Raw genomic sequence first — 16289 nt, forward strand, 5'->3', positions numbered from 1 at the left:
TGGGCAAGGCGACAGGAATGCAGATACACTGTCGTGACTACGACAGGCATCCCGCACCATGAATTCTGCCGCCATCGCCGACAAGACACGCGCCAGCAGCGCCTTGCCCTGGCGTCGTTGGCTCGTGGTCTTTTTTTTATCGGTCGCCTTGCATTTACTGACGCTGAATTGGGCAACCGGAAATTTGCGCCTGCCAGGCGGCAAGACTGACGAGGCGCCCGTTGTAATACAAACCTCGCTGGTTACCGTGCCGCCCGCCCCGGCACCGCGCCCGATGCCTATACCTGTCAGCCCCCAAGCCGCCAAGCCGCGTCCCAAGCCGGCACGCCCCAGGGCTACTGCGGTGCCAAAGCCAGCAGCAGCATCCCCGGCGACGGCGACTCCGCCCGTTCTTGCTATGACGGCGTCCGATTCCGCCACCGCGATGGTTTCACAACCGGCCATGCCAGTTACTTCTCCGTCGAACGACGCCGACTTGGTGATTCCGGACCTTGCCGCCCTGGGCACCGTGGACCCAACGCCGTCGTCGCCCGTCGCCAAGGACAACAGTTACAAGTTCGATCCGCCGCCTTCCGCCACGCTGGAATACGCCGTCCAGGCGCTGCGCGAAGGACAAATGGTGCATGGCCATGGAAAAATCGCCTGGCAAGTGAATGGCAATCAGTACACGATCAATGGCGAAGCGGGCATCCTGTTTTTTTCCCTGCTTGATTTCGGCAGCCAAGGGCAAATCGATCAGTACGGCGTCGCGCCGTTGCGCTACACGGAAAAGCGCTTTCGCCGCGCGCAGACCGAGACATGGTTCAACCGCGACAGCAAGCTGATCAGCTTTTCCACCTCGCCGAAATCCTTTCCGCTGCAAGGCGGCGAGCAGGACCGCGCCAGCATCATCTGGCAACTGGCCAGCATCGGCCGCGGCGACGCCGCGCGCTTTATACCCGGCGCGCAGATTCCGCTGTTCATTGCCGGCGTGCGCGATGGCAGCACCTGGAATATCCAGGTCATCGGCGAAGAAGACACCAAGGTTGGCCTGGGTGAATTGCGTGCCTGGCATATGCGCCGCGCCCCGCGTTCCGGCGACAAGGATCAGACTCTCGACATCTGGCTGGCGCCTTCGCACCACTGGTACCCGGTCAAGCTGCGTTATACCGAATCCAATGGCGAATATCTCGAACTCTTGTTATCCGGCATAGACGCACCGGCGTCCTGATGGATACCATTGTTCTACTTACCATCACTTCATTCGCGGCAACATTCGCCCATACTGCACCGGATCCATGACATCGACCTTTACCCTTCTTTCCCGCCTGGTTATCGCTGGTGTATTGGCCGCAAGCGCCAGCCTGCCGCTCCAGGCCGGCGAGCTGCATCCCGCCGTCAAACGCCCCTTCAACCCGGCACCGTCGGCCGACCTGAACTATGCGCTCAAGGCGCGCTTCCGCGGCATCCCGCTGGAGGGAAGCGGCGTGGTGAAATGGCGCGCGGGAAGCGGCAAGTTCCAGGTCAGCGTCGATGCCAGTGCGGCAGTATTCGGCAAGGTGCAGTCGTCAAGCAGCGAGGGCCTCATCGACAGTTATGGCCTGGCGCCCGTGACGGCGGTAGAAAAGAGCTTCCGCAAGAAACCGACCACCGTTACCTTCGACCGCAGCAATAACACCTTGACGTTTTCCGCCTCATCGGAAAGCTATCCATTGCTGGGCGGCGAACAGGACCGTGCCAGCATCCTGTGGCAGCTGGTAGGCAATGCGCGCGCTTCGGCGAAAAAATTCACATCAGGGTCAAGCTGGATGTATTTCGTCGCCGGCCGCACCGATGCGCATGCCTGGACTTTCAAAGTCGGCAAAACCGAAAAAATCACCACGCCGATGGGAAGCTTCGAGGCAGTCAAGATCGCGCGCCTGCTGGAACCGGGCAGCCGTGAACAACAGCTCGATATCTGGCTGGCGCCATCCTTGGAATGGTATCCGGTCAAGCTGCGCTTTTCCGAGCCGGATGGTGAAGTCATCGAACAAACCCTGGCCAGCATCACCCGCAAATGAGCTTGCCGCGCCGGCCTATAATGATGCTTTCTTGATGACTGACTAAGCATTCCCATGAGCATTCATTCCGGCGCACTCGTCCTCTTCAGCGGCGGCCAGGACTCCGCCACTTGCCTGGCCTGGGCGCTGGCCCGCTATCCCAAGGTGGAAACCATCGGCTTCGACTACCGCCAGCGTCACGCCATTGAACTGGAAGTCCGCCCTGCCCTGTTGAACGAGATGCGGGCGCTGTCTCCCGAATGGGATGGAAAGCTCGGTGAAGACCATCTGATCGATATGGGCCTGATCTCGGCGATTTCCGACACGGCGCTGACACGCGACGTTGCCATTACCATGCAGGACAATGGCTTGCCGAATACCTTTGTACCGGGACGCAATCTGCTGTTCATGATGGTGGCGGCGACCGTGGCCTACCGGCGCGGGCTCGACGTCCTGGTGGGCGGCATGTGCGAAACCGATTTTTCCGGCTATCCGGACTGCCGCGACGACACCATGAAAGCCTTGCAGGTGGCGCTGAATCTCGGCATGGCAACGCGGCTCAAGGTGGAAACGCCGTTGATGTGGCTGGACAAGGCTGACACCTGGCGCCTGGCGCAGGAGGTCGGCGGGCCGGCGCTAGTGGAATTGATCCGCACCGGCACCCACACCTGCTATCTGGGCGAACGCGGCCAGTTGCACGACTGGGGGCATGGCTGCGGGCATTGCCCGGCTTGCGAGCTGCGCGCACGCGGCTACCGGCAATTCATGCAGCAATAAATCATCTGCTTGCCGTCAGGCGCGCTTGATTATAATAATTGCACCATTTAACTGTCGTTATCCATTTTTTTCACCAAGGGCGCCCACATGTCCACTCCACTGCCAATCGCCAAGAACACTCGCCAGGAGCCCGCCGTCACGCTGGAAATGTTATCCAACCTGGTCAACCGCCACGGCTGCATCACGGGCGCGACCGGCACTGGCAAGACCGTGACGCTGCAAACCATGGCGCAAGCCTTGTCGAATATCGGCGTGCCGGTGTTCATGGCGGACGTCAAGGGTGATTTATCAGGCTTGGCCAAGTCTGGCGCGCCCAGTGAAAAACTGACAAAACGCCTGGAATCGCTTGGCCTGGAAGAGCCGCAGTGGAGCGCCTGCCCGGTGACATTCTGGGATGTATTCGCCGAACAGGGCCATCCGGTGCGCGCCACCATTTCCGACTTGGGCCCGACCTTGCTGGCGCGCATGCTCAACCTGAACGATACTCAGGAAGGCGTGCTGCAACTCGTATTCAAGATCGCCGACGACAATGGCCTACTGCTGCTCGATATCAAGGATTTGCGCGCCATGCTGCAGCACGTCGGCGACAATGCGGCCGATTACCGCACGACTTACGGCAACATCTCTGCTGCCAGCATCGGCGCGATCCAGCGCGGCATCATCGGTATCGAGGAACAAGGCGGTGATCTGTTCTTTGGCGAGCCGATGCTGAATATCGACGACCTGTTGCAGACCGATGCTTCCGGCCGTGGCGTCGTCAATATCCTTGCAGCGGACAAGCTGCTGAATGCGCCGCGCCTGTATTCGACCTTCCTGTTGTGGATGCTGTCGGAGCTGTTCGAGAATCTGCCGGAAGTCGGTGACGTCGACAAACCGAAGCTGGTATTTTTCTTTGACGAAGCCCATTTGCTGTTCAACGAAGCGCCCAAGGCACTCCTGCAAAAGATCGAGCAAGTGGTGCGCCTGATCCGTTCCAAGGGCGTCGGCGTTTTCTTTATCACGCAAAATCCGCTCGACATTCCTGACACCGTGCTGGGCCAGCTCGGCAATCGCGTGCAGCATGCCTTGCGCGCGTATACGCCGCGCGATCAGAAAGCCGTTAACGCTGCCGCCGAAACGTTCCGCCCCAACCCCGCGCTCAATACGGCGCAAGTCATCACCGAGCTGGGCGTCGGCGAAGCGCTGGTCTCCTTTCTCGATGAAAAGGGCCGGCCGAACATGGTGGAGCGCGCCTATATTCTGCCGCCCGGTTCGCAAATCGGTCCGATTACTCCCGAGGAGCGCCAGCAAGCCATGGCCAAATCCGTCGTGGCTGGCGTGTATGAGAAAGCCGTGGACCGCGAATCGGCTTATGAAAAGCTGAGCAGCCGTGCCGCTACTGCACCGGCCGCAAACAACGGCAATGCATCGGCGCCGCGCGGCAAATCCTCGTCAACGCGCGTGGAAGCCGATGAAGGCGGCTCGGGCTGGGGAGGCATGCTGGGTGGCCTGTTTGGTGGCAGCGGCCGCAACGACTCGCCGGTACAGGCGATGGTCAAGTCGGCGGCGCGCAGTATCGGTTCGCAAGTCGGCCGTGAAATCATCCGCGGCGTGCTGGGCTCGATGCTCGGCAAGAGCAGCCGGCGTCGATAACAGCGGCAACGATAAGGCGCCACCTCCTTACCTGAGGCAGCGCCGCTTCAGCCATCCACCGGCGCCTGCGGCGTTGCCAGCACCAGCTGATAAAACACCAGATCCAGCCAGCGGCCGAACTTGAAGCCGGCCTGGCGGATCGTGCCGGCATGCTCGAATCCCAGTTTGCGATGCAGGGCGATGCTGGTCGTATTGGCGGCATCGATGCCGCCGACCAGAACATGCAAGTCTTGCCCGCGCGCCGCCTCGATCAGGCGCTGCATCAGTTGCAGTCCCAGTCCCTTGCCGCGATGGGACTTTTCTACATACACCGAGTGCTCGACCGTATATTTATAGGCCGGGAAAGCGCGGAATGTTCCGTAGGTTGCGAAGCCCATGAGCTCGCCTGTCTCGCTTTCCACGCCGATGACGGGAAAGCGCCTCTCTTCCTTGGCTCTAAACCAGCCGATCATGCTTTCGGGCGAGCGCGGGCGATAGTCATAGAGCGCCGTCGAATGCAGGATGGCATCGTTGAAGATAGCGAGAATGGCTGAGGCATGGCGCTCATAAGTACACGAAACAAATTTCATCTTTTTTTATCTCTTGTTCAGCTCCCATGCCCGCCACTTGCCTGATTGCCCAGCCTCTCACCTAGTACGGCATGGCAGGGCCAGGCTCCACTTTCATATTCTCGCTACTTTCGTTTCAAGTCCAGGCCATCCTGGCACCGCCATGCGAAGCCGCAGCCGGCGCCGCCGGCGCATGAAATGCGGCCAGCAGCGCCGCTTCCTTCTCGCGGGCGTTGTGCAAATTACGCTCCTTGACATGACCGTAACCGCGGATGTCTTCCGGTATCCTGGCGATCGCCACTGCCTGCGCCAGATTCTGCTCGGTCAGCGCGGGCAACAGCGATTCGATCGTGTTGCGATATTGCCCGATCAGGGCGCGCTCTGTCTGGCGCTCCTGAGAATAGCCGAAGACATCCAGCGGCGAGCCGCGCAAAAACTTCAGCCGTGCCAGCACGCGGAAAGCCTGCAACATCCAGGGGCCGTATTCCTGCTTGAGCAAACGGCCTTTGGCGTCGCGCTTGGCCCACAGCGGCGGCGCGAGATGGTACTTGATTTTGTAATCGCCGTCGAACATGCCGGCGATTTTCTCCAGGAACGCCGGATCGGCATGCAGGCGCGCCACTTCATATTCATCCTTGTACGCCATCAGCTTGAAAAGGTTGCGCGCCACCGCTTCCGTCAGACGATGCGACTTGGCAGCGTGCCCCAGCCTCTCTTCCGCGGCGCGCACCTGGTCGATGAAGCTGCGGTAATGCCATGCATAGCCGGCGTTCTGATACGCAGTCAGGAAGGCTTCGCGCGTGGCGACCACGTCTTCCAGCTTGGGCGTGCGCTTGAACTGCACCACATGCATGGAAGCGTCTTCCACCTTGACCAGCTTTTCGACGATCGGCAAGTCATGTGCCGCGCGCCGTCCCCAGGTGAAGGCCTGCCGGTTGAAGTCGACGGCCACGCCATTGAGCTCGATGGCTTTCGTCAGCGCTTCCAGCCCAAGCGGCACCCAGCCCTTTTGCCAGGCATAACCGAGCATGAACATGTTGGTAGCGATGGCGTCGCCCATCAGTGAGGAAGCCACATGGCCGGCGTTGATGAAATCGACATGGCGCTTGCCGCATGCCTGCTCGATCTGATGCTCGGCGGAGGAGCCCGGATACTGCCAGTCCGGATTGCGCACAAAGGCGGAAGTCGGCGCTTCGGTCGTGTTGATCACGGCACGCGTTTTCCCTTCTCCCATGCGCGTGACGGCATCGCGGCTGGCGGTGACGATCGTGTCGCAGCCGATGACGAGATCGGCCATGCCCGTGCCTACCCGCGTTGAGTAGATGTCATCTTGATGCTCGCCGATGCGCACATGCGACATTACCGGCCCGCCCTTTTGCGCCAGGCCGCTCATGTCCAGCACGGTGCAACCCTTGCCCTCGATATGCGCCGCCATGGCCATGATCTGGCCGATCGTGATGACGCCGGTGCCGCCGATGCCGGCAACCAGGATGTTGTACGGCTGGGTCGCGGCAGGCACAGCCGGCATTGGCAAGGTTTGCGCCAGTACTGTCGCAAGCGACGGGTCCACGTTCCCTTTCTTGTTTTTCGACGAGCGTTTCAACTCGCCGCCTTCGACAGTCACAAAGCTGGGGCAGAATCCTTCGACGCAGGAATAATCCTTGTTGCAGGATGATTGATTGATCTGGCGCTTGCGGCCGAATTCGGTTTCGAGCGGCTCGACCGACAGGCAATTGGACGTGACGCTGCAATCGCCGCAGCCTTCGCACACCGCTTCATTGATCACCACGCGCTTGGCCGGATCGGGATAGGCATGCTGCTTGCGGCGCCGGCGCTTTTCGGACGCGCATGTCTGATCATAGATGATGGCCGACACGCCCTTCACTTCGCGCATTTCGCGCTGCACCTCATCCAGCTCGCGGCGATGGCGAATCGTCACGCCGGCCGCCCAGTTAGTCCCGTCCGGATATTTTTCCGGCTCATCCGTCACCACCACGATCGGCGTCACACCTTCCGCCGCCAGCTGCCGCGAAATCATCGCCGGATCGATCGGCCCGTCGACATGCTGGCCGCCGGTCATCGCCACCGCATCGTTGTAGAGAATCTTGTAGGTGATATTCACGCCGGCCGCCACTGCCGCACGGATTGCCAGGATACCCGAGTGGTAATACGTGCCATCGCCAAGGTTGGTGAACACGTGTGGCTCGCTGGTGAAGGGCGCATGGCCGATCCAGGTCACGCCTTCCGCTCCCATGTGCGTAAACGTCGCGGTCTCGCGGTCCATCCACAACACCATGTAATGGCAACCGATGCCAGCCAAGGCACGGCTGCCTTCCGGCACCTTGGTGGAGGTGTTATGCGGGCAGCCGGAACAGAAATGCGGCATGCGGTCGCGACTGGGATCAGGCTTCGGGCTGCTGGCTTGCAGCACGGTTTCCTTGGCCTCCAGGTAAGCGATGCGTTCGCGCACGCGCGCCTCGACCGGATGGCCGGCGAAATACCGGCTGATGCGGCTGGCAATGGCGCGGGCGATCTGCGCCGGCGACAATTCGTAGGTGGCCGGCAGCAGCCAGTGGCCATGCCCTTCATGATGCGGGTTGCTCCATTCGCCGCTATCGTCGAACTTGCCGACCACGCGGGGGCGCACATCGTCGCGCCAGTTGTACAACTCTTCCTTCAACTGGTATTCCAGCAGTTGGCGCTTTTCCTCCACCACCAGGATTTCTTCCAATCCCTGCGCAAAGTCGCGCACGCCTTCGGCTTCCAGGGGCCACGTCATGCCGACCTTGAACAGGCGAATGCCGATATCGCGCGCCACCGCTTCATCGATTCCCAGGTCGGCCAGCGCCTGGCGCGTATCGAGATAGGATTTGCCGGCCGTGATGATGCCGATCTTCGCGCGCGGGCTATCCCAGATGATGCGATTGAAGCGGTTGGCGCGGGCATACGCCAGCGCGGCATACCACTTGAAATTGTTCATCCGCGCTTCCTGTTCGAGCACGGTATCCGGCCAGCGGATGTTGAGGCCGCCCGGCGGCAAATCGAAATCTTCCGGCATGGCGATCTGTACACGGTGCGGATCGATCTCCACCACCGCGCCCGACTCGACCAGGTCGGTCACGCATTTCATCGCCACCCACAAGCCGGTATAGCGGCTCATGGCCCAGCCATGCAAGCCATAGTCCAGATACTCCTGCACCGAGGACGGGTAGAACACCGGAATGCCACAGGCCTTGAGGATATGCTCGCTCTGGTGCGCGGTCGTGGAAGACTTGGCCGCATGATCGTCGCCGACCGCCATCAACACGCCGCCATGAGGGCTCGTGCCAGCCATGTTCGCATGCTTTAACACGTCGCCGCAGCGGTCCACGCCCGGCCCCTTGCCGTACCATAGCGAGAACACGCCCTGGTACTGCGCGCCGGGGAAAAGGTTGACTTGCTGCGTGCCCCAGATGGCCGTCGCCGCGAGGTCTTCATTGACGCCGGCCTGGAATTTGACGTGATGCGCCTGCAAGTGCTGCTGCGCCTTCCAGGCCGTCATATCGACATTGCCCAGCGGAGAACCGCGGTAGCCGCTGATATACCCGGCCGTGTTCAAGCCAGCTGCGACGTCACGCTGTCGCTGCAGCATGGGCAGCCGGATCAATGCCTGCGTTCCTGTCAGAAAGGCGCGGCCTTGCTCGATGGTAAACTTGTCGTCTAGGGAAATGCCATCCGAGCGCGCTGCCGGCTTCGCGGCCTGCTCCGGGTAAAGGGGGGCGTTCATGCGATATGTCTCCTTGCCAAAAATCGTGTCTTTGGAAGTACTGCGGCACGTGATTCATGCCATCTAATCAGGCGCCTTGTGAGCGCTTGTTTTTCATATTGTAGACCCTAACACAGGCCTGCGGCGGCAACTATGCGCGGCGCAGCAAAAAGCCTCATCATCGGTCAACAGAAGGCGAGACAGCGCAAAAGGCAGGCCAAAGGCCGGCTGTAACAGGCGTAACAAACCGTAAGCTTGCTTGGGAAACTGTTTTCCACGCGGTTTAATGTCCTCAAGCCGATACGGCTCTTTTCAAGGAGAACACTATGCAAGTGAAACTGATCACCAGCCTGGTTGCTGGCCTGTTCGTCGCCGGTGCGGCAATGGCGCAATCGACTGCTCCGGCTACCGGCACTCCCGGCGCACCTGCCACGCAGTCCGCCCCGGCAGACAAGGCGGCACGTCCGCACCACGCACCCGGCCGCCATCTGGAACAGCTCGACAAGGATAAGGATGGCTTCATCAGCAAGGCAGAAGCCGCCGGCCATCCAATGCTGAGCAAGCAGTTCGACGCCATCGACAGCAACAAGGATGGCAAGCTATCCAAGGAAGAAATGCAGGCAGCGCACCAGGCAATGCGCGAGAAGCACCGTGAACGCGGCGAAGCCCACTTCAAGGCTGCAGACAAGGATGGCGATGGCGCCCTGAGCCGGCAGGAAGCCGAAGAGGCCGCGCGTGAAAAAGTCGCCCGCATGTTCGAACGCCTGGATACCAACAAGGATGGCAAACTGACCCAGGAAGAATTGCGCGCCGGACGCGCCCAAGGGCACCAGCGCAAGCCTGCCGCCGGCAGCTAAGCCGTCACGCACTGATCATTTCGTAGTCTCTCACTTCTCCCTTTCGCCGCGCGATGCGGCGATTCCGCCCTCCCCTGCAGTATTCGGGGAGGGATTTTTTTTATGGAGACGGAAAGTGCATTGGTGAAGTCGTGCGCAGCCCGATTGCCGAGTGCGATCCGGCTAATTGCCTTTTACGCGCGGAAAGCTCTTGATGAATTTGCCGAATGCGCGCGTATTGGCCTTGAGCGTGTAATCGAGGTTGGCGACTTGCTCGTCCAATACTTCGCGAAACATGCTGGCCGTATCGGCAGGGGGCAATTTCAGATAAGCCTCTGCTTCGCCATGTTCACGGTGAATGCTCATGCCGGCCTTTGCCGCGATATGGAGGATCACATCGTTGGACGAGAGGCAATGCATGTACAAGGTATCGATATCGTCGTTGCGGCAATGCATGGCTGCGCGCTCGAAGAGCTTGGTGCCGATGCCCTGGTTGCAGTACGCCGCCAGCACAGAGACGCCGAATTCCGCGATCCGTTCGCGCTCGGTGGCGGTATCCATGCCCGGCTTGGCGTCGCGCGGGATATAAGCCAGATGTCCCACGCCCACCAGGTTCAGCGCATCGTCATAGACGCCGAACAGCACGTCGCGGGCGAAATTTATTTTCTGCACATAACGAGTCACGAGTTCATCCGGCAAGGCACTGCCGAATCGCATCTGCCTTTCTTCCTCGTTCAGCGCGAGAAAATGCATGAGCAAACGGCGCCGATCACGTTCCATCAATTCTTTAACACGGATCGGAAAGTGCGTATGTTCGGGATGACCAGTCTGCTTGGCGAAGATCTCATCAGAAACCATCAAAGCATTCCTTTCTCGAATCGCCCACATGCTGCGGCGCACAAATTCATTGTAGGCGCTTCGAGTAAAAATACGAAAACATTAAAAACGCGAGATTTGAGAAAAGCGATATCGCGGTGGAGTTTCTTAGCCCAAACGCAAGGCTTTAACAGCTAAGAAATGAGTAGAGGAAATAAAAACGCTGATTTATTTACCTGTATTAATATTTAATGCGGCTTCAACTCCGCCATTGCGGTGGCCACGGCTGTCACGCGTGCAGCATGCACACTTTCGGCGATTTTCTGCGGCTGGTTCGTCAACTGCCGTGCAATCGCCCCGGCATCGACCCGGCGTGCAATATCCAGCAAAGCCTCGAGGTAAGTCGCCTGAGGGAAGGGACGGTCCTCAAAACCGGTGCGTCCCCGCTGGTCGCATTCCGCTGCACGGATCATGTCGACAAAGCGCTGCGGCTTGCGGAAACCATCGCAGCGCTCGAAGAGTTTGACCATGGTATTGGCGCGTAATTCCAGTGCACGCGCAATATTGCCGTGCTCGCGCGCCGTCATCACGGCCAGGTCGCGGCAATCGTTGGGGATTTTCAGGCGCTTGCAGACTTGTTCGACCAGCTTCATGCTGTGAAATTCATGGCCATGATGCGAAGGCCATTCCTCAGGCGGCGTGGCGCCCTTGCCCAGGTCGTGGGTCAGCACGGCAAAACGGATCGGCAGGCTCAATCGTGCGCGAGCGGCGCAGTCCAGCGCCAGCATGACATGCACACCGGTGTCGATTTCCGGATGGTGCTTTTCCGGCTGCGGCACGCCCCACAAGGCATCCAGCTCCGGCAGGATGCGCGCCAGCGCGCCGCACTCGCGCAAGACCGCGAACATGCGCGACGGCGCCTGCTCCATCAAGCCGCGCGCCAGTTCTTGCCAGACGCGTTCCGGCACCAGCGCATCGACTTCGCCGGCTTCCACCATCTGCCGCATCAGCTGTTGCGTTTCCGGCGCCACCGTGAAATCGGCAAAGCGCGCAGCAAAGCGCGCCAAGCGCAGGATGCGCACCGGGTCTTCGGCAAAGGCATCCGAGACATGGCGAAAAACCCTGGCGGCGATGTCGGCCTGGCCATGGAAGGGATCGATCAGCGTGCCGTCCTCAGCCTGGGCGATGGCATTGATGGTGAGGTCGCGCCGCTGCAAATCCTCTTCCAGCGTGACATCGGCATCGGCATGAAAGACGAAGCCCTTGTAGCCGGGCGCCGTCTTGCGCTCGGTGCGCGCCAGGGCGTATTCCTCATGCGTTTTTGGATGCAGGAAAACCGGAAAATCCTTGCCCACCGGCGTGAAGCCGCGCGCCACCATCTCGTTGGGCGAGGCGCCGACCACCACGTAATCGCGATCCTGCACCGGCAAGCCGAGCAAGCCATCGCGTACCGCGCCGCCGACTGTATAGATTTTCATGGATGCGTATCGTACTTGGCCACGCCGAAGGGCTCTTCCCTGGCGGCGGTGATCCATTCCGCCACGGCAGGATGGGCTTTGACGCGCTCGCAGTATGCTTGCAGCGCCGGCGCCAGCGCCACGTCATACGTCGCGAAGCGCATCACCACCGGCGCGTAATAGGCATCGGCAATCGAGAAGTCGCCGAACAGGTATTCATGATGACCGAATTGCGACAGGCAATCTTCCCACAGCTCGCTGATGCGGCCGATATCCGCTTGCGCGCCCGCAGTGCGGCCCTTGCCGGCAAAGTTGGCGCGGATATTCATCCACATCGCCTGGCGCAAGTCGGCAAAGCCGGCATGCATCTCGGCGCACATGCTGCGCGCCATGGCGCGCGCAGCGACATTGGTCGGCCACATATGCTTGTCGGGAAATTGCTCGGCAAGGTATTCGCAAATGGCCAGCGAATCCCAGATCACCATATCGCCATGCAGCAGCACGGGCACGCGGCCGCTGGCGGTGTAGCTGGCGATCTGGCTGGCGGTATCAGGCTCGCCGAGCCTGACCTGGATTTCCTGAAAAGGAATGCCGAACGCCTTCAGTACGACCCACGGCCGCATCGACCAGGAAGAGTAATTTTTATTGGCGATGACAAGGGTCAGCCTGTCCTTGCCAGCCTTGTCCAGGGTTTGCGCCAGGGTGGGATCGAGTTCGGTGGATTGCATTGCTTGTTGGACTAGTTGACGGAGTAAGAGTGAAACCTTACCACAGCCTTACCTTGACACAATCCCTAATGTAACGCGCGCCTGGCAAGGCGGCCTATCCTCGCCCTCTTTCACGGTACAGCTCTACCCGGTTGACATTCCCGGCCAGGTAAGTCGGCGCCACGGCTTCCAATGGGGTCGGGGTGATTTCCAGTTCGGCAGGAATCGGCAGGCGGGCCACATTATCGGCCTGCATCGAGTCGAGATTGTCGCGGCTCATGATCGGCCCGCCCGGCACATGCTCCAGGAACCAGGCTTGCAGGCGCGCCAATGTTGGCGGCAGGTTCACCACGGGATGCGGATGGCCGCTCAGCTTGCCGGCCAGTTCGACCAGTTCACGCAGGGTATAGACCTTGGGGCCGGCCAGCTCATAGACATGGCCGATGGTATGGTCGTTTTCCAGCGCATGCAGGAAAGCTGTCGTAACATCGCCCACAAAGACCGGCTGGAATTTCGCTTCCGCGCCGCCGAGCGGAATCACCGGGAGGATTTTTTGCAGATGGGCGAACATGTTGAGGAAATGATCGCCTTCGCCAAACACGACGGCTGGCCGGAAAATGGTGACGCCGACTGCCGGATTGCCACTGACCGCCGCTTCGCCCGCGGCCTTGGAACGCAGATACATGGATGGCGCCTGCGGATCGGCGCCGAGCGCGCTCATATGCAGCAAGCGCCGCACGCCGGTCGCCGCGCAGGCAGAAACGATCTTTTTCGGTAACTCGACATGCGCCCGCGCGAAATCCGGACCATAAGGTTCACCGTGTGCCGCCGGCTTGCCATGAAGAATACCCACCAGGTTGATGACGGCATCGACATCGGCCATCAGGCTGCGCAATTGCGCTTCATCGTGCACATCCGCAACCGTGATATCGACGCCCGGCAAGACCAGCAGATGTCGGGCATGTTCCTCGTGCCGGGTCGGCACCAGCACACGGTAATCGTGCGCCGACAATTGCGCAATCAGGTGGCTGCCGATAAAGCCGGAGCCGCCGATGACCAATAACGAGGGATACTTGCGACCGCCATCCAGGCCGAAGGTATTCATGGCAGTTCGGATTGCACCATTCCTTTCGGGGCTACCGTACCCAGCCGCGCCTTGAGCGACTGCGGCTTACCCTCAAACAATGCCGCGTAATACGTGGCATTCGACAATACATTTTTCACATAACCGCGCGTTTCCGAAAATGGCACGGTCTCGGCGAAGATCGCGCCCTCGACCACGCGCGGCAAGGTTGAACGCCAGGCCCGCGGCCGACCGGGACCGGCGTTGTACGCCGCCGTCGCCAGCGCCTGGGAGCCATCCAGGTCGTTCAACACCATGTTCAGATAGTTTGTACCAAGCTGAATATTGGTGTCGATTTGATTGACCTGCCCATGATCGAAATCGTTCATGCCAATTTTCTTGGCGACGTAGCGCGCCGTGGCCGGCATGAGCTGCATCAGGCCCGACGCCCCCACATGCGACCGGGCATGCATGACGAAGCGCGACTCTTGTCGGATCAGGCCATAGACCCATGCCATGTCCATGCCCAGCGCCTGCGTGGTCTTGTACATCACGTCGCGGAAAGGCGTCGGGAAACGCTGGTCGAAATCATGCTCCGAACGGGTCCGGTCAGAGGTATTGACCATGCGGTCGAGCACATTGTTCTGGCGGGCGAATTCGGCGGCCGCCAGATACTCGCGCTCGGTTTTCATGCGGCGCAATTCCCAATTCCATTCGCGCACGCCTTCAAAGCGCAAATCCATGGCAAAGAATTTCAACGCACGGCGCAAACCGGCATTCGACGCCACGCCTGACAGTTCAGTCATGGTGACTGGTGACGCGGTTTGAGGAATGGAAATTTTCTGACCCAATTCCTCCGTCGCCAGCTGGCCATAGAAATGGAACTGGTCGGCGATCGAACGATACAGCTCGCGCGCTTCCTCGCGCTTGCCTTCGGCCTGCAATGCACGGCCGCGCCAGTACACCCAGGCCGGGTCGTTGCGCAGCGCTGCCGGCATCTGATCGATGTTAGCCTTGACGGCTTTCCAGTCTTCATTGCGCAAGGCGATGCGCACTTTCCATTGCTGCCCTTCCTGCGACAGCGGCGCGCCTTGCGCCTTGCTCCAGTACGACGCCGCTTCCGGCTCCAGCTTGTAGGATGATTGCAAGGCGATCTGCGCCCAGCCGATGGCTTGTTCGCGTGCCGTCAGCTTGTCGGCCGCCCTCATGGACAAGGCATTGGCGGCTTGCTCGGGACTCTGCTTGGCGGCGCGGCCCAGCGCCACGAGATAGGTTTCGCGTTCGGCGCGGCCGGAGCCGACACCGCGCGCCACGAATACCACGGGGCTTTCGATCGCCGCCGCCACCCGTTTTTCATCGCCACCAGCCAACGGCGCCAGACGTCGCGCCACCGCGACCTGATTGTTTTCCGCCGCCAGGCGAATCTGCGCCCAGACGTCATCCGCGTTGAATTGGCCGGATTCGACCAAGGTCGTGATCAGCGCCGGACAAGCCTCGCCGTAATCCTTCGGCGACACCAGCAAGGCACGCGCCTCTTCCGCGACCGTACTGCCCTTCGCCAGCTTCGACATCAGGGCATAGCACTTGACCTGCGTGTCGTCATTCACGACATACAAGGGCAGCTGTTCATCGAACACGGTCCAGTCGCGCTTTTTGCCCAATTCCAGCAGCCAATCATTGCGCAGGCGGTCGGCAATCGCTTCGCCATCGTAGCGCGCCAGATAATCGCGGATCTCCATGCCCGCCGCATCCTTGAGACGCGGCTTCAGGCGGTAGTAGTCAACATACGAAGGGATGGCATAATTCGGCAGGCGCGCAGCCAGTTGCGCCGCCTGGTTGGCATCGTTGCGGCGCGCGGCATCGCGCAGCGCCAGGAAGATATCGTCATCGCCGGCAGCGTGCGCGAGCGGCAGCGACATTACGAACGCACCGGCTGCGAATGCGATTCCGGCAATCCGTTTTAAAGAAGACATTGTTTTCAATCCCGTCGATCTTGGTTATTCTGCTCGGCAATTAGCATAGCACGCTCACTACCCCTTTATGGCTGCACATCCACAACATAAACCTAGCCTGCGCCAGGAATTATTGGCACAGCGTCAAGCTATTTCCTCGGTATTGCGTGAAGAGTGGAATGCCGCTATTGGCAAACACTTACAGCACTTGCTGGAGTGGCAACCGGCACGTTCTATCGGCGTATTCTGGCCCATGCGCAGCGAGCCGGATTTGCGCCAGCTCTTTGACGAATGGACCGCATCCGGCGTGCAACTGGCATTGCCAGTGGTAATCGACCCGCTTTTGCCCTTGAAGTTCTTGGCCTGGGCACCAGGCGACCCGCTGATGAAGGATGCCATGGGCGTATGGGTACCGGCGAAAGCGTGTGGGGAGTTGGAGCCCGAGTTGCTGCTGATCCCATGTGTGGGATACAACCGTGACAAGTTCCGCCTGGGCTATGGCGGCGGATTCTATGACCGTACGCTGGCGTCATCGCCGCGGCCGCGCGCCATCGGCGTGGCTTATTCTTGCAGCCGCGCCGACTTTGCCGTGGAAAGCCATGACATTGCGCTGGATGCGGTAGTGACGGAGGCCGGCATCGAAAGCTGAAATCGCCGGCTCCTGCCATTTACGGTACCCTTACCAGGTTATCAATTATTCCGAATGACAGCCGATAAAAGATGGCGGGCCGGAAAGCG

At 60.4% G+C, this 16289-nt stretch carries 13 protein-coding genes; 6 read left to right on the plus strand and 7 right to left on the minus strand.

Features of this window, described 5'->3' with window-relative positions:
• Nucleotides 1-58 precede the first annotated feature (58 nt).
• The 4 genes from EDC30_RS05655 to EDC30_RS05670 all read left to right on the plus strand — a co-directional run bounded on the left by EDC30_RS05655 (nt 59) and on the right by EDC30_RS05670 (nt 4427).
• Nucleotides 59-1210, plus strand: coding sequence for a DUF3108 domain-containing protein (locus tag EDC30_RS05655; protein ID WP_132257835.1), 1152 nt, complete (start codon nt 59-61; stop codon nt 1208-1210).
• Nucleotides 1211-1277: 67 nt separating this feature from the next.
• Entirely contained in the window at nt 1278-2039 is a 762-nt protein-coding gene (locus tag EDC30_RS05660; RefSeq protein ID WP_132257836.1) for a DUF3108 domain-containing protein, read from the plus strand.
• Between the two features lie 54 nt (nt 2040-2093).
• Nucleotides 2094-2795 (plus strand): 7-cyano-7-deazaguanine synthase QueC, encoded by a 702-nt coding sequence (queC, locus tag EDC30_RS05665; protein ID WP_132257837.1) that lies wholly within the window; start codon nt 2094-2096, stop codon nt 2793-2795.
• 87 nt (nt 2796-2882) lie between these two features.
• On the plus strand, nt 2883-4427 hold the full coding sequence (locus tag EDC30_RS05670; protein WP_132257838.1) for a helicase HerA-like C-terminal domain-containing protein: 1545 nt from the start codon (nt 2883-2885) through the stop codon (nt 4425-4427).
• 47 nt (nt 4428-4474) lie between these two features.
• Here the strand turns inward: EDC30_RS05670 and EDC30_RS05675 are convergent, their stop codons facing one another.
• Complete coding sequence (locus EDC30_RS05675; protein ID WP_132257839.1) at nt 4475-4996, minus strand: GNAT family N-acetyltransferase; 522 nt, start codon at nt 4994-4996, stop codon at nt 4475-4477.
• A gap of 115 nt (nt 4997-5111) precedes the next feature.
• Complete coding sequence (locus tag EDC30_RS05680; protein ID WP_132257840.1) at nt 5112-8741, minus strand: indolepyruvate ferredoxin oxidoreductase family protein; 3630 nt, start codon at nt 8739-8741, stop codon at nt 5112-5114.
• A 305-nt stretch (nt 8742-9046) separates the two neighbouring features.
• On the opposite strand from EDC30_RS05680, the gene EDC30_RS05685 reads away from it, so the two are divergent.
• Complete coding sequence (locus EDC30_RS05685) at nt 9047-9577, plus strand: EF-hand domain-containing protein (RefSeq protein ID WP_132257841.1); 531 nt, start codon at nt 9047-9049, stop codon at nt 9575-9577.
• A 162-nt stretch (nt 9578-9739) separates the two neighbouring features.
• Here EDC30_RS05685 and EDC30_RS05690 read toward each other — a convergent pair whose 3' ends face one another.
• The 5 genes from EDC30_RS05690 to EDC30_RS05710 form a co-directional block, all read right to left on the minus strand.
• Nucleotides 9740-10414, minus strand: coding sequence for a GNAT family N-acetyltransferase (locus EDC30_RS05690; protein ID WP_132257842.1), 675 nt, complete (start codon nt 10412-10414; stop codon nt 9740-9742).
• A gap of 206 nt (nt 10415-10620) precedes the next feature.
• A complete protein-coding gene (locus EDC30_RS05695; protein ID WP_132257843.1) occupies nt 10621-11850 on the minus strand; it encodes a multifunctional CCA addition/repair protein in 1230 nt (409 codons plus the stop codon).
• A complete protein-coding gene (locus EDC30_RS05700) occupies nt 11847-12557 on the minus strand; it encodes a glutathione S-transferase family protein (RefSeq protein WP_132257844.1) in 711 nt (236 codons plus the stop codon). Before EDC30_RS05700 ends, EDC30_RS05695 begins: the two co-directional genes overlap by 4 nt.
• A 94-nt stretch (nt 12558-12651) precedes the next feature.
• A complete protein-coding gene (locus EDC30_RS05705) occupies nt 12652-13641 on the minus strand; it encodes a complex I NDUFA9 subunit family protein (RefSeq protein WP_132257845.1) in 990 nt (329 codons plus the stop codon).
• On the minus strand, nt 13638-15572 hold the full coding sequence (locus EDC30_RS05710) for a lytic transglycosylase domain-containing protein (RefSeq protein ID WP_132257846.1): 1935 nt from the start codon (nt 15570-15572) through the stop codon (nt 13638-13640). Before EDC30_RS05710 ends, EDC30_RS05705 begins: the two co-directional genes overlap by 4 nt.
• Before the next feature lie 67 nt (nt 15573-15639).
• Between EDC30_RS05710 and EDC30_RS05715 the strand changes: the two genes are divergently transcribed.
• On the plus strand, nt 15640-16200 hold the full coding sequence (locus EDC30_RS05715; protein ID WP_132257847.1) for a 5-formyltetrahydrofolate cyclo-ligase: 561 nt from the start codon (nt 15640-15642) through the stop codon (nt 16198-16200).
• Nucleotides 16201-16289: the final 89 nt, after the last annotated feature.

This window comes from Paucimonas lemoignei, from assembly GCF_004342585.1.
In the GTDB taxonomy this organism is placed as follows: domain Bacteria; phylum Pseudomonadota; class Gammaproteobacteria; order Burkholderiales; family Burkholderiaceae_D; genus Paucimonas; species Paucimonas lemoignei.